The following is a 12,723-nucleotide window of genomic DNA, read 5'->3' on the forward strand; positions in this document are numbered from 1 at the left end:
GACGGAAGGCGCATCGCCTCCCGTCCCGGCAATATCAGCCCTTCTTGAGGTGGCGGCGGCCGAGCAGTTCGGCGATCTGGACGGCGTTGAGCGCGGCACCCTTGCGGAGGTTGTCCGAAACGCACCAGAGCGAGATGCCGTTCTCGACCGTGCTGTCGTCGCGCACGCGGCTGATATAGGTGGCGCCATCGCCGACGCACTCGACCGGCGTCACGTATCCGCCGTCCTCGCGCTTGTCGACGAGCATGATGCCCGGGGCCTCGCGCAGGATCTTCTGCGCGTCCTCGGCAGAAAGCTCGTTCTCGAACTCGATATTCACCGCTTCCGAATGGCCGACGAACACCGGCACGCGCACGCAGGTCGCGGTGAGCTTGATCTTGGGATCGAGGATCTTCTTGGTCTCGACCACCATCTTCCACTCTTCCTTGGTCGATCCATCGTCCAGGAACACGTCGATATGCGGGATGATGTTGAACGCGATCTGCTTGGTGAACTTCTTGGGCTCGGCGCTGTCGCCGACAAAGATGTTGCGCGACTGCTCGAACAGCTCGTCCATGCCTTCCTTGCCCGCGCCCGACACCGACTGATAGGTGGCGACGACGACGCGCTTGATCATCGCGGCATCGTGCAGCGGCTTCAGCGCGACGACCAGCTGTGCGGTCGAGCAATTGGGGTTGGCAATAATGTTGCGCTGCGTGTAGCCGTCGATCGCATCGGGGTTCACTTCGGGCACGATCAGCGGCACGTCGGGCTCCATGCGGTAGAGCGACGAATTGTCGATCACGACGCAGCCCTGCGAGGCAGCCTTGGGCGCATAGACCTTGGTCGCGGCCGAACCTGCCGCGAACAGCGCGATATCCCAGCCGGTAAAATCGAAATGCTCGATATTCTGGACCTTGAGCATCTTGCCGGTTTCGCCGAACTCGATCATCGATCCCGTCGAGCGCGGCGAGGCGACCGCCGCAATCTCGGCAATCGGAAACTCGCGCTCTGCCAGGATGGCGAGCATTTCGCGACCGACATTTCCGGTCGCGCCGACAACGGCAACGCGATAACCCACTTGATCAAACCTCCAGTGCAAATGCACGGGCGCGCCTAGCCCTTTACCCCCGGCAATACAAGCCGCGAGTGACCGGCATGCGACAGGCGGTGACTGACAATTTCAAACCGCCCGTTGCTGGTGGAACTAAATGGCGCTCGAAGCGCGAATTCACACCAGAATATTGTTCATCGAAAGCATGGCTTGGGGCATTGCATCAAATGCTACGGTCATCCGGTGGCCAACGCTCTCGAAGGGGAGCGTGCCATGCCACATATAGCTGGGGAAGATCACCAGCCTGCCTTCAGCGGGCGCGACGATGCGGCGCGGTGCAAGATCGAGCCCGAACACGCTGTCGGGCACGCCGAACTGCAGCGCGCCGGCATGGTCGTCGCCGCGCGCGATCTCGGGCGGCAGGCTGATATAGCAGGCTGAGCTCAGCCAGCCCGCCGGATGGATATGGCTGACATGGAAGCCCTCGCTCGCCAGCCGCACCGACCAGGACCCGGCAAAGCGGATATCGTCCCCCATCCGCCCTAGAAACGGATGGTCCATGTCGAAGGTCAGGTTGACGAGCTGGCCGACAATGGCCTGATGGATGGAAGCCTTGAGACCCTGAATCGCCGGATGCCGCTTCTGGAACAGCAGGCCGCGCGTCTGCGTGCCGCCGCGCAGCGTCTGCTCCGCCGGGTGCAACTGGGTGGTGTGCAGCGCCTCGAGCACCGGCTTGAGTTCTGCCAGGAAGCTTGTGATATCGCTCCAGCCCTCGGGGGCCGACAGCTCTACCGGCATCACCAGCCGATCGTAATCGGCCAGCCAGGCCTCGCGCGGATCATCGAGCAGCCGCCAGATCACGCTGAGCAGCGACCAGGCGGACTGATCGTCGCGGTTGAGCCGCGCCGCTTCCAGCGCGTGCGTTTCTGCGGCCTTCGGGTCGCCCTGAGCGAGCAGCATATGGGAAAGGTTGAGCTGTGCGCTATGGCTGTCGGGATGCGCCGCGACCAGGCCTTCGAGCCTGGGCCGAGCAGCCAGCCAGTCACGGGCGGCAATATCGGCGCTGGCCCGCAGGAACAGCATGTCGGGCGTATCACCGAACCGCGTCAGTGCTTCCTCGGCCCATTCGCGCATCTGATCCGCCTCGCCCAGCGCCTTTGCGCTGGCCACTGCGGACAACCACAACGGCCTGGACTGCGGCCTGTCCTTCAGCGCGGCGCGATAGCCAGCCAGGGCATGGGCTGCGCCGCCGGCGAGTTGCGGCATCAGCCGGGCGAACGTTTCCTGCGCATCGAGAAAATCCGGGAAGCGCGCGATGACATCGCGATACTGATCGACCGCTGCCTCGTAGCGCCCCAGTTCGGCCAGCAGATGCGCGCGCAACGTGTGCGTTTCAGGTGCATCGAGCCGATGGCGCAGCGCCTCGTTCACCACCGCCAGCGCTTCTTCCTGCTGGTCGAGCTCGCGTAGCGAAACCGCCAGATTGTGCAGCGCGCGGCGGTCATTCGACTTGGATTTGAGTACCGCACGAAAGCCATCGACCGCCAGATCATGGTCGCCGCGCGCCTGGGCCAGCGTTGCGTGCAGCCATGGTAGACGCGGGTCATCGGGCTTGACCTTCGCCAGATTGACAAGCGCCTGGTCGGCCAGGTCGTGCTCGCCGGTCCGGATCGCCCGCACGACCATATCGTGCCAGGCATCGACATAACCGGGCGCGATGGCGACCGCGCGATCGACCGCGCGCAATGCCTCGACTGGATTGCCCAAGGCATCGAGCACTTCGGAATAGACTTTCCACAGCTGCGGGATCATCGCGTCCGCCTCGATCGCGCTCGCCAGCGCCTGACGCGCATCGTCGAGCCGGCCTAGCGCCCGGTCGATCAGCGCGCGGACGAACAGGCAATCGGGATGGGCCTGATCGGCGGGCGGAAGTCCGTAAAAGGTCAGCCGGGCCGCAGCGGCATCGCCTGCCTTGAGCTGCGCCATCGCGCGGGGAATGATCTGCTGTGCGGGTCCGGGAGGTAGTGCCATGCAGCATCCCTGCGCAAAGCAGCGCCCGAGCGCAACGAAAAAGGGCGGCCCGATCCGGACCGCCCCCTTGCGTGTTTCAGACTATGCCGAAAGGCGTTCAGCCTTCGGCATTTTCCTTGGCGGGACGGTTGTCGCGGCGCTCGGCAATACGCGCGCGCTTGCCGGTCAGGCCACGCAGATAATAGAGCTTTGCACGACGCACGACACCGCGACGGACGACGGTGATCGAATCGATGTTCGGCGAATAGAGCGGGAACACGCGCTCGACACCCTCACCGAACGAGATCTTGCGCACGGTGAAGTTGGAGCCCAGGCCGCGGTTCGAGCGTGCAATGCACACGCCTTCGTAATTCTGGACGCGGGTGCGGTCGCCTTCGACCACGCGCACGCCCACGCGAACGGTATCGCCAGCCCGGAAATCGGGGATGGACTTCTTCGACTTGAATTCCTCGATAGCTTCCGCTTCGAGCGTCTGGATAAGGTTCATCGACCTGTCCTCATGTTTTTCGCCGCGCACCAGAGGGCGACCGATCCGGAGTGCCCCCATGGCGCTCCCAAAGATCCGGCCGCCTTAGCCGTGTGATCTCCGCGGCCTGAGCTTCGCGCCAGGCCCGGATTTTCGCGTGATCCCCCGATCGCAGCACTTCGGGGATCGCACGCCCTTCCCAGATTTGAGGTCGGGTGTAGTGCGGATATTCGAGCAAACCGTTCTCGAACGATTCTTCGTCTCCGCTGGAAGACGCGCCCATTACATCGGGCAACAGCCGAACGCAAGCGTCAAGCAGCACCAAAGCCCCGGTTTCTCCCCCCGAAAGCACGTAATCGCCGATCGAAATCTCCTCGATCGGCCGCGCCTCGAACAGCCGCTCATCGAATCCCTCGAATCGCCCGCAAAGGATGGTGACGCCCGGCCCCGCCGCGAGCTGGCGTACGCGCGCCTGGGTCAGCGGCGCACCGCGCGGCGTCATCGCGATCACGGGCGCTTGCGGCGAACGCTCCAGCGCATGGTCGACCGCGCTGGCGAGCACATCGGCGCGCAGCACCATCCCCGCCCCGCCGCCAGCGGGCGTATCGTCTACGCTGCGGTGCCTGTCGGTCGCGAAATCGCGGATCTGGATCGCATCAAGCGACCATCGCCCCTCCGCCAGCGCCCGCCCGGCCAGGCTATGGCCCAGCGGCCCGGGGAACATCTCGGGATAGAGCGTGAGGACTTGGGCAGCGAAGGTCATAGGGTCCAGTTCTCGACCTTGAGGCCGGGGATGTCGGCAAAATCGCCTTCGTTGTTCGTCACGATAGTCGCCCCGATGCTCAGCGCATGCGCGGCCAGCAGCCGATCGAACCGCGCGCGCTTGAAGGGCAGTTGCGCATAGGCTCTTGCCGCCGCCTCATCAAATGGCAGCAAAGGTATCTGCAACAAAAACGCCGCAAGCACCCCGACTGGCGGTGGCTTGCCCTGGGTCGATCCCAGAAAGATCTCGGCAAAGGTGACAGCAGACAGCCCGACGACACCAGGCTCCAGGCTTTCCAGTCGGTGCCGCAGTGGCTCGAACCGCGCCGTTAATGCATATACGGCGCAGTCGGAATCGATCAGATAGCGGATCACGATCGGCCCGATGGCAACCTTGGGGCAAGGGCGCTCGGCCGCTCTTCAAAATCCTCTCGCGGCGGCAACTGCAATCCAGGTGCCTTGCCCCAGAACCCGCTGACATCGATCTTTTTCTTCGGGTTTGCAGCAGGCTCGATCGTCATCTTTCCGTCGGCCTCGACGATGGTCCATTCCCGATCAGGCTCGATGCCGAGCGCTGCGGGCATGCGGATGGCGACGGAATTGCCCGACTTGAAGCTCTTTGCGCGGTATTCCTTGCCCATCAGAGCCTCCCGTATATACGCAATGTATATACTATTCGGCCCAGACCGGGTCAATCACGACGCGGGCTTCGTCGATCTCGCCGGCGGTCACCGGCACCATGAAGCTCTTGCCGTCGTCGCGGACGATATCGAGCACGTCGCCGGCGCCGAAATTCTCGACCGCGCGCACGGTGCCGAGCGCGGCGCCGCTTTCTGACACCACGGGCAATCCGATCAGATCGGCATGATAATATTCGCCCTCGCCGAGCGGCGGGAGCGCGGAACGCGGAACGGTGAGTTCGGTACCGCGTGCGGCCTCTGCGGCGTTGCGGTCGGTGATCTCGGCAAAGCGCGCGATGCCGAGGTCCTTTTGCGGGCGCAGCGACTTGAGCGTCAGCGCACCGTTGTTGAAGCTCTTGTGCGCCTTCAGCGCATCGAGCCCCGAGCCGAACAGCTTCACGCGCACCTCGCCGGTCACGCCATGCGCGCCGACGATCACGGCCAGGGTGATGGGGCGATCAGACATTCAATGTGCAATCCCAACGCCCACCCCGGTTCGGCAACTTCGGCAGCGGCCTTGGCGGCCTCTTCGGCTTCAGCCAGCTTGGCGGCCTTTTCCTCGGCGCGTTCCTTGGCCTTTTCGCCGGGCTCGCCCTTCTTGGGGTTGACGCTGGCCTTGCGCTCCTTGAGGCCGGCGGCGTCGAGGAAGCGGGCGACGCGATCGGTGGGCTGCGCGCCGACCGACAGCCAGTGCTTGGCGCGCTCTTCGTTGATCTTCACGCGCTCGCCCGAATCCTTGGCGAGCAGCGGGTTGTAGGTGCCGATCTGCTCAAGATACTTGCCGTCGCGGGGCGCGCGGCTGTTGGCGACGACGATCTTGTAATAGGGGCGCTTCTTGGAACCGCCGCGCGACAGACGCATGGAAATCGACATTGTAGAACCTTACCTTTCTGATGAACTTGAAAAACGAAATCACTTCTTCTTGTTGAAATTCTGGAAGCCGGGAGGCAGCCCGCCGGGAAGACCAGGAAGCCCGCCGGCAATGCCCTTGCCGCCACCGCCGAGCAGCCCGGCGATGTCGTCCTCGGTCGGCATCTTGCCACCGCCAAGGCCGCCCATGCCGCTGTCTCCGCCACCGCCGCCGCCGCCGAACATGGCCGCGAGGCCTTTCAATCCGCCCATCTTGCGGATCTTCTTCATCGCGCCTTCCATCTCCTGGTGCATCTTGATCACCCGGTTGACGTCCTGCACGGTGGTGCCCGATCCCTTGGCGATGCGGATCTTGCGCTTGGCATTGAGAATGCCGGGCTTTTCGCGCTCCTTGGGCGTCATCGATCCGATGATCGCATCCATGTGCACCAGCACCTTGTCGTCGACCCCGCTGGCGCTCATCGCCGCCTTGGCCTTCTTCATGCCCGGCATCATGCCCGCCAGCGCGCCGAGCCCGCCCATCTTGGTCATCTGCCGCAGCTGGGTGCGCAGGTCGTTCATGTCGAACTGACCCTTGGCCATCTTGGCGGCGAGCTTGTCGGCGTCTTCCTTTTCGACCGTCGCCGCCGCTTTCTCGACCAGGCTGACGACATCGCCCATGCCGAGGATGCGGCCCGCGACGCGGCCCGGATGGAACGGCTCGATCGCGTCCATCTTCTCGCCCATGCCGACGAACTTGATCGGACGGCCGGTGACCGCGCGCATCGAAAGCGCCGCACCGCCTCGCGCATCGCCGTCCATGCGGGTCAGCACCACGCCGGTCAGCGGCACCTGGTCGGAGAAGTTCTGCGCGACATTGACCGCGTCCTGACCGGTCAGCGAATCGACGACGAGCAGGATTTCCTTGGGCGTCGCTTCGGCGGCCACCGCCTTCATCTCGTCCATCAGCTGCTGGTCGACATGCAGGCGGCCCGCGGTATCGAGCATCACCACGTCGAACGACTGCAGCTTGGCCGATTGCAGCGCACGCCGCGCGATATCGACCGGCATCTGGCCAGCAACGATCGGCAGCGTGGCGACATTGACCTGCTCGCCCAGCACCTTGAGCTGTTCCTGCGCCGCTGGACGCTGCACGTCGAGCGAGGCCATCATCACCTTCTTGCCGTGCTTCTCTTTCAGCAGCTTGGCGATCTTGGCGGTGCTGGTGGTCTTGCCCGATCCCTGCAGGCCGACCATCATGATGACGGCAGGCGGAGCAACCGCGAGGTCGAGGTCGCTGGCTTCGGAGCCCAGCATCTCGGTCAGCGCGTCGTTGACGATCTTGACGACCTGCTGGCCCGGCGCGACCGACTTGAGCACCGCCTGACCGACGGCCTGTTCGGTGACGGTGTTGATGAAATCGCGGACGACGGGCAGCGCGACATCGGCCTCGAGCAGCGCGATGCGGACCTCGCGCATCGCTGCGCGGACGTCCTCTTCCTTCAGCGCGCCCCGGCCGCGCAGCCGATCGAACACGCCGCCAAGGCGATCAGTCAGATTATCGAACATATCCGCTTCTCCTTCTGTCCGCCGAGATGGCTGCCCGCACCCGCACGATCAAGGACGCCCCAGGGCCGCCGCCTGCCAAACGCAAAAATCGCCGGTGGGCGAAACCTCGCCGACCGGCGCGCGCATGAACCGACATTGCGGTATAAGCGGCTGAACTGGGTGCCCCGAACGCAAGGCCTGCGCGCAAGACTGTCGCGGCCCCTAAAGCAGATGCGGCGATTTGGCAAGCCCCGGCACGCAAGCGCCATCCGCCGGGGCCGGGCATGGCGGGTGTTAACCGGGGGTTTACCACCCTATCCCGCAGGATTCCGCGATTCCCCCCCGCAATGACGATTTCGGCTTAAACACTCTTTTAACGATCCTTCCCTAGGCTGCTGCCATTCGACCGGACGCTGCGTTCCGGTTGAGGGGAATGATCGTGCCGCATGAGACCAACGCCATTGCCGGCAACAGCCGCACCGAGGACCTGAGCGGGCGGGTGGCGCGCAGCCGCGATTTCGTCGCCGGCGGCATCATGACCGCGGCCATCGTCATGTTCGTGGGAACCGCCGGCAGCGTGATGCCCGACGCGATCCGGCATTATTACGGCGCTGCGGTTTCCCCCAACAACATCGCGGTGACCGCGCTGCTGCTCAACATTGCGCTGATCATCTTCGGTTGGCGGCGTTACAGCGAGCTGCACCGCGAGATTGCGCATCACAAGAATGCCGAGGAGCAGGCCAAGACGCTCGCCGTGACCGATCCGCTGACCGGTTGCCTCAACCGCCGCGCGATCGGCGAAGCCAGCGCGAGCCTGATCGCCCAGGCGACACGGCGCGACATGACCGTGGCGTACCTGATGCTCGACCTCGACAACTTCAAGAATATCAACGACATCCACGGCCATGACGCGGGCGACAAGGTGCTGATCGAGGTCGCCCAGCGCCTCAAGGCGACGATGCCCCCCAACAGCCATGTCGCGCGGCTGGGCGGCGACGAATTCGCCTGCACGTTCATCTTTGACGCCGATTTTCCCGAAACCGTCCAGCGCGTCGCCGAAGACCTGATCGAGCAGGTCGGCAAGCCGATCACCGGGCCGGCCAGCAGCGGCACGGCCGAACTGATCGTTACCGCGTCGATCGGCATCGCCCGCGCCGACCAGTGCGACAACAGCCTCGACGTGCTGATGCGCCGCGCCGACATCGCGATGTATGCCAGCAAGAAGCACGGACGAAACCGCTATTGCTGGTTCGACCCGCGCATGGAGAACGAGGTCCAGTTCCGCAACAAGATCGAATCGGGCATGCGCGTGGGCATCGGCCGCGGCGAGTTCGTGCCCTATTACGAGCAGCAGATCGACCTCAACACCGGCACATTGATCGGCTTCGAGGTGCTCGCCCGCTGGAATTCGCCCGAACTCGGCCAGGTGTCGCCCGACATCTTCATCCCGATTGCCGAGGATACCGGCATGATCGGCGATCTTTCCGCCTGTGTCATCCGCCAGGCGATGGAGGATGCGCGCGGTTGGGACCAGAGCCTCACCATCTCGGTCAACATCTCGCCGGTGCAGCTGCGCGATCCGTGGCTGGCGCAGAAGATCGTCAAGCTGCTGGTCGAGACCGGGTTCCCGGCGAGCCGGCTGGAAATCGAGATCACCGAAAGCTGCCTGTTCGAGAATATGGGCCTGGCCCAGTCGATCATCGGTAGCCTGAAGAACCAGGGCGTGCGCGTCGCGCTCGACGATTTCGGCACCGGCTACAGCTCCTTGGCGCATCTGCGCGCGCTGCCGTTCGACCGGATCAAGATCGACCGCAGCTTCGTCACCTCGATGAACGAGAGCAAGGAAAGCCGTGCGATCGTCCAGACCATCGCCCTGCTCGGCGAATCCATGGGCCTGCCGATCACCGCCGAAGGCATCGAGGATGGCGAACTGATCGCGCATCTTGCCGAGATCGGCTGTGCCAAGGGCCAGGGCTTCCATTTCGGCCAGCCGCTTTCGGTCGAGCAGGCCCGTCGCCTGCTGGCCGAGCGCAATCTGCTCGGCCTGGGCTGGACGCCCAAGCCGGCCACGCCAGACGAGACCGAGCAGTTTACCGAGCCGCAGCTGCGCGCCGCGCGCGGCGAGTGATCGCGCTTCCCTCGCGGGCGCACCCGCGTTAAAGCGCCGTCATGGCGCATCATCGCTTCCACAAGATGCACGGGCTCGGCAATGACTTCGTCATTTTCGATGCCCGCGAACACGACCTCGCGCTGAGCAGCGATCAGGCGCGCGCGCTGGCCGACCGGCATCGCGGCATCGGCTGCGACCAGCTGATCGTCATGCGCCCATCGGCCAAGGCCGATTTCGCGATGCAGATCTTCAACCAGGATGGCGGCGAGGTCAGCGCCTGCGGCAATGCCACGCGCTGCGTCGTCGCGCTCGCGGGGCGCGATGTCGTGGTCGAAACCGGCGCGGGGCTTCTCCGCGGGCAGCTTGGCGATGGCGATGTCAGCGTCGACATGGGCCTGCCGGGGCTCGACTGGGACGCCATCCCGCTCGCCTATCCGATGGATACGCTGCACCTGCCCGTCGGCTGGGAGGATCTGACCGATCCCGCCGCCGTCAGCATGGGCAATCCGCACGTCGTCTTCTTCGTGCCCGATGCCCATGCGGTCGCGCTCGACCGGCTGGGTCCGATCATCGAGCACGACCCGCTCTTCCCCGAACGCGTCAACGTCAACGTCGCGCATCTGGCCGATGACGGCCTGCACCTGCGCGTCTGGGAGCGCGGCGCGGGGCTGACGCAAGCGTGCGGCACCGGTGCCTGCGCCACCGCGGTCGCGGCGATCCGGCGCAAGCTGGTCAGCGGACCGGTCGCGGTGCATCTGCCGGGCGGGACGCTGACCATCGACTGGCAGCCGGGCGGCAGCGTCCGGATGGCGGGCCCTGCCACGCATGTCTTTTCCGGCGAGATCGACCTCTGACGATCATGTCCGATATCGTCCAGAGCACTGCCAAAGGCCCCGAGATCATCTCGATGGGCTGCCGCCTCAACATTGCCGAGGGCGAGGCGATGCGCGCGCTGCTGGCGGGGCGCGACGACGTGGTGGTGATCAACAGCTGCGCCGTGACCAACGAGGCAGTGCGCCAGACCCGCCAGGCGATCCGCAAGGCGCGCAAGGCGCGACCGGGAGCGCAACTGGTAGTCACCGGATGCGCGGCGCAGACCGACCCGGCGATGTTCGCCGCGATGCCCGAGGTCGACCGGGTGCTCGGGAATGTGGAGAAGCTTTCGTCCGGCAAATATCCCCTTCCGTTTGTCCCGAGCAATCGAGATGCCCCGCTTCCGTTTGTCCCGAGCCCTTCGACGCCGCCTGTCGGCGGCGCTCAGGATAAACTTCAGCCTTTGGCTGAAGTCGAGGGACGTACGCGCGAGGGCAGCGAAACGTCCCTCGACTTCGCTCGGGAACTCGGAGATGTTGGTGATCGGGTGAAGGTCTCCGACATCATGGCCGTGCGCCAGACCGCGCCGCACATGGTCACCAGCTTTGCCGAACATGCCCGCGCGTTCGTCGAGGTTCAGAACGGCTGTGACCATCGCTGCACCTTCTGCATCATCCCCTATGGCCGCGGGAACAGCCGCTCGGTGCCCGCAGGGGCGGTGGTCGATGCGGTGCACGCGCTGGTCGAACGCGGCTATGCCGAGGTGGTGCTTACCGGGGTAGACGTGACGAGCTATGGCCCCGACCTGCCCGGATCGCCGACCCTCGGCATGCTGATCGAACGCATCCTGCGCTTCGTGCCTGACATGAAGCGCCTGCGCCTCTCGTCGCTCGACGGGGTGGAGGTCGACGACCGACTGTTTGACCTGATCACCGGCGATCCCCGGGTGATGCCGCATGTCCATCTGTCGCTGCAATCGGGCGACGACATGATCCTCAAGCGCATGAAGCGCCGCCACAGCCGTGCACAGGCGATCGCGCTGGTCGAGCGCATGAAGGCAAAGCGGCCCGAGATCGCCATCGGCGCCGACCTGATCGCGGGCTTCCCGACCGAGGATGAGGCAATGCACGCCAGCAACCTCTCGATCCTCGACGCGTGCGATGTCGTCCATGGCCATATCTTCCCCTTTTCGCCCCGCGCGGGCACGCCTGCCGCGCGGATGCCGCAGCTCGATCGCGCGCTGGTCAAGGCGCGCGCCGCCGAGATGCGCGCCGCCGCGCAGGCGCGCGCGGCCCGCTGGCGCGCCTCGCTGGTCGGGTCGCGGCAACAGCTTCTGGTCGAGCGCGACGGGCGCACCGGCCATGCCGAGAATTTCGTGCCCATCGCTTTGCCCGCTGCCGATCCTTCCCATATCGGGCGGATCGTGCCAGTGGCGATCACGGGACAGAGCGGCGACATGCTGATAGCGGAGATTGATAGATGAGCGAGGGCAGCTGGAGCAAGCGCCTGCTGGGCGGCTTTCGCAAGACGTCCGACAAGCTGACCCAGAACCTGACGGGGCTGGTGACCAAGTCGCGGCTCGACGAGGACCAGCTCGACGAGATCGAAGAAGCGCTGATCGTCAGCGACCTGGGGCCGCAGATGGCGGGCAAGGTGCGCGCGCGGCTTTCCGAAGGCCGGTTCGAGCGCGGGCTGGACGAGGACGGCCTGCGCGAGATCGTCGGCGAGGAGATCGCCAAGTCGCTGCGCACCGTCGCGGAGCCGCTCGACATCATCGCCTTCCCGCGCCCGCAGGTGATCCTGGTGATCGGCGTCAACGGATCGGGAAAGACCACCACGATCGCCAAGCTCGCGCATCTGTTCCAGGAACAGGATTATGGCGTGATGCTGGCGGCGGGCGACACCTTCCGCGCCGCCGCGATCGGCCAGCTCAAGGTCTGGGCCGAGCGGCTGGGCATCCCCATCGTCAGCGGCAAGGAAGGCGGCGATGCGGCGGGCATCGTTTTCGATGCGGTCAAGCAGGCGACCGCGACCGGCATCGACGTGCTGATCGTCGATACCGCCGGCCGCTTGCAGAACAAGCGCGAGCTGATGGACGAACTCGCCAAGATCCGCCGCGTGCTGGGCCGCCTCAACCCCGAGGCACCCCATGACGTGGTGCTGGTGCTCGATGCGACCAACGGCCAGAACGCCCTGTCGCAGATCGAAACCTTCAAGGAGGTAGCGGGCGTAACCGGGCTTGTGATGACGAAACTCGATGGTACCGCGCGCGGCGGCATATTGGTGGCGGCGGCCGAGAAATTCGGCCTGCCGATCCACGCGATCGGCGTCGGCGAGACGATCGACGACCTCAGGCCCTTCGATCCCGAATATCTCGCGCATGTCATCGCCGGAGGCACCAAGTGAGCGAGGAAATGCCGCAGACTGCCGC

At 65.2% G+C, this 12,723-nt stretch carries 13 protein-coding genes; 4 read left to right on the top strand and 9 right to left on the bottom strand.

Annotated elements, in window-relative coordinates; genetic code table 11:
* Positions 1–34 precede the first annotated feature (34 nt).
* From DM995_RS07535 to ffh, 9 genes are all read right to left on the bottom strand, one after another.
* Positions 35–1,060, bottom strand: a complete 1,026-nt coding sequence (locus DM995_RS07535; protein ID WP_116969026.1) for an aspartate-semialdehyde dehydrogenase — start codon at positions 1,058–1,060, stop codon at positions 35–37.
* 150 nt (positions 1,061–1,210) lie between these two features.
* Positions 1,211–3,064 carry a putative 2OG-Fe(II) oxygenase gene (locus tag DM995_RS07540; RefSeq protein ID WP_116969027.1) on the bottom strand — a complete coding sequence of 618 codons (1,854 nt, stop codon included), beginning with the start codon at positions 3,062–3,064 and terminating at the stop codon, positions 1,211–1,213.
* 97 nt (positions 3,065–3,161) lie between these two features.
* Positions 3,162–3,551 carry a 50S ribosomal protein L19 gene (gene rplS, locus DM995_RS07545; protein WP_023836465.1) on the bottom strand — a complete coding sequence of 130 codons (390 nt, stop codon included), beginning with the start codon at positions 3,549–3,551 and terminating at the stop codon, positions 3,162–3,164.
* 10 nt (positions 3,552–3,561) lie between these two features.
* Positions 3,562–4,293, bottom strand: coding sequence for a tRNA (guanosine(37)-N1)-methyltransferase TrmD (trmD, locus tag DM995_RS07550; protein ID WP_116969028.1), 732 nt, complete (start codon positions 4,291–4,293; stop codon positions 3,562–3,564).
* On the bottom strand, positions 4,290–4,667 hold the full coding sequence (locus DM995_RS07555) for a type II toxin-antitoxin system VapC family toxin (RefSeq protein WP_116969029.1): 378 nt from the start codon (positions 4,665–4,667) through the stop codon (positions 4,290–4,292). The genes trmD and DM995_RS07555 overlap by 4 nt, the downstream gene beginning before the upstream one ends.
* Complete coding sequence (locus DM995_RS07560) at positions 4,664–4,876, bottom strand: AbrB/MazE/SpoVT family DNA-binding domain-containing protein (protein ID WP_232824166.1); 213 nt, start codon at positions 4,874–4,876, stop codon at positions 4,664–4,666. The genes DM995_RS07555 and DM995_RS07560 overlap by 4 nt, the downstream gene beginning before the upstream one ends.
* An 88-nt stretch (positions 4,877–4,964) precedes the next feature.
* Positions 4,965–5,438: a ribosome maturation factor RimM gene (gene rimM, locus DM995_RS07565; protein ID WP_116969031.1), complete on the bottom strand. Its 474-nt coding sequence runs from the start codon at positions 5,436–5,438 to the stop codon at positions 4,965–4,967.
* Positions 5,408–5,845, bottom strand: a complete 438-nt coding sequence (gene rpsP, locus DM995_RS07570) for a 30S ribosomal protein S16 (RefSeq protein WP_116969032.1) — start codon at positions 5,843–5,845, stop codon at positions 5,408–5,410. The genes rimM and rpsP overlap by 31 nt, the downstream gene beginning before the upstream one ends.
* Before the next feature lie 39 nt (positions 5,846–5,884).
* The gene (gene ffh, locus DM995_RS07575) at positions 5,885–7,390 is read right to left on the bottom strand and encodes a signal recognition particle protein (protein WP_116969033.1); all 1,506 of its coding nucleotides are present in this window, start codon (positions 7,388–7,390) and stop codon (positions 5,885–5,887) included.
* Positions 7,391–7,802: 412 nt separating this feature from the next.
* Here ffh and DM995_RS07580 point away from each other — a divergent pair, with 412 nt between their 5' ends.
* The 4 genes from DM995_RS07580 to ftsY are packed head-to-tail and all read left to right on the top strand — an operon-like array spanning position 7,803 to position 12,698.
* On the top strand, positions 7,803–9,497 hold the full coding sequence (locus DM995_RS07580; RefSeq protein ID WP_116969034.1) for a putative bifunctional diguanylate cyclase/phosphodiesterase: 1,695 nt from the start codon (positions 7,803–7,805) through the stop codon (positions 9,495–9,497).
* A 41-nt stretch (positions 9,498–9,538) separates the two neighbouring features.
* Positions 9,539–10,333 carry a diaminopimelate epimerase gene (gene dapF, locus DM995_RS07585; RefSeq protein ID WP_116969035.1) on the top strand — a complete coding sequence of 265 codons (795 nt, stop codon included), beginning with the start codon at positions 9,539–9,541 and terminating at the stop codon, positions 10,331–10,333.
* A gap of 5 nt (positions 10,334–10,338) precedes the next feature.
* Positions 10,339–11,775 carry a tRNA (N(6)-L-threonylcarbamoyladenosine(37)-C(2))-methylthiotransferase MtaB gene (mtaB, locus tag DM995_RS07590; protein WP_116969036.1) on the top strand — a complete coding sequence of 479 codons (1,437 nt, stop codon included), beginning with the start codon at positions 10,339–10,341 and terminating at the stop codon, positions 11,773–11,775.
* A complete protein-coding gene (ftsY, locus tag DM995_RS07595) occupies positions 11,772–12,698 on the top strand; it encodes a signal recognition particle-docking protein FtsY (RefSeq protein ID WP_116969037.1) in 927 nt (308 codons plus the stop codon). The genes mtaB and ftsY overlap by 4 nt, the downstream gene beginning before the upstream one ends.
* Positions 12,699–12,723: the final 25 nt, after the last annotated feature.

This window comes from Blastomonas sp. UPD001 (assembly GCF_003426715.1).
Lineage (GTDB): Bacteria > Pseudomonadota > Alphaproteobacteria > Sphingomonadales > Sphingomonadaceae > Blastomonas.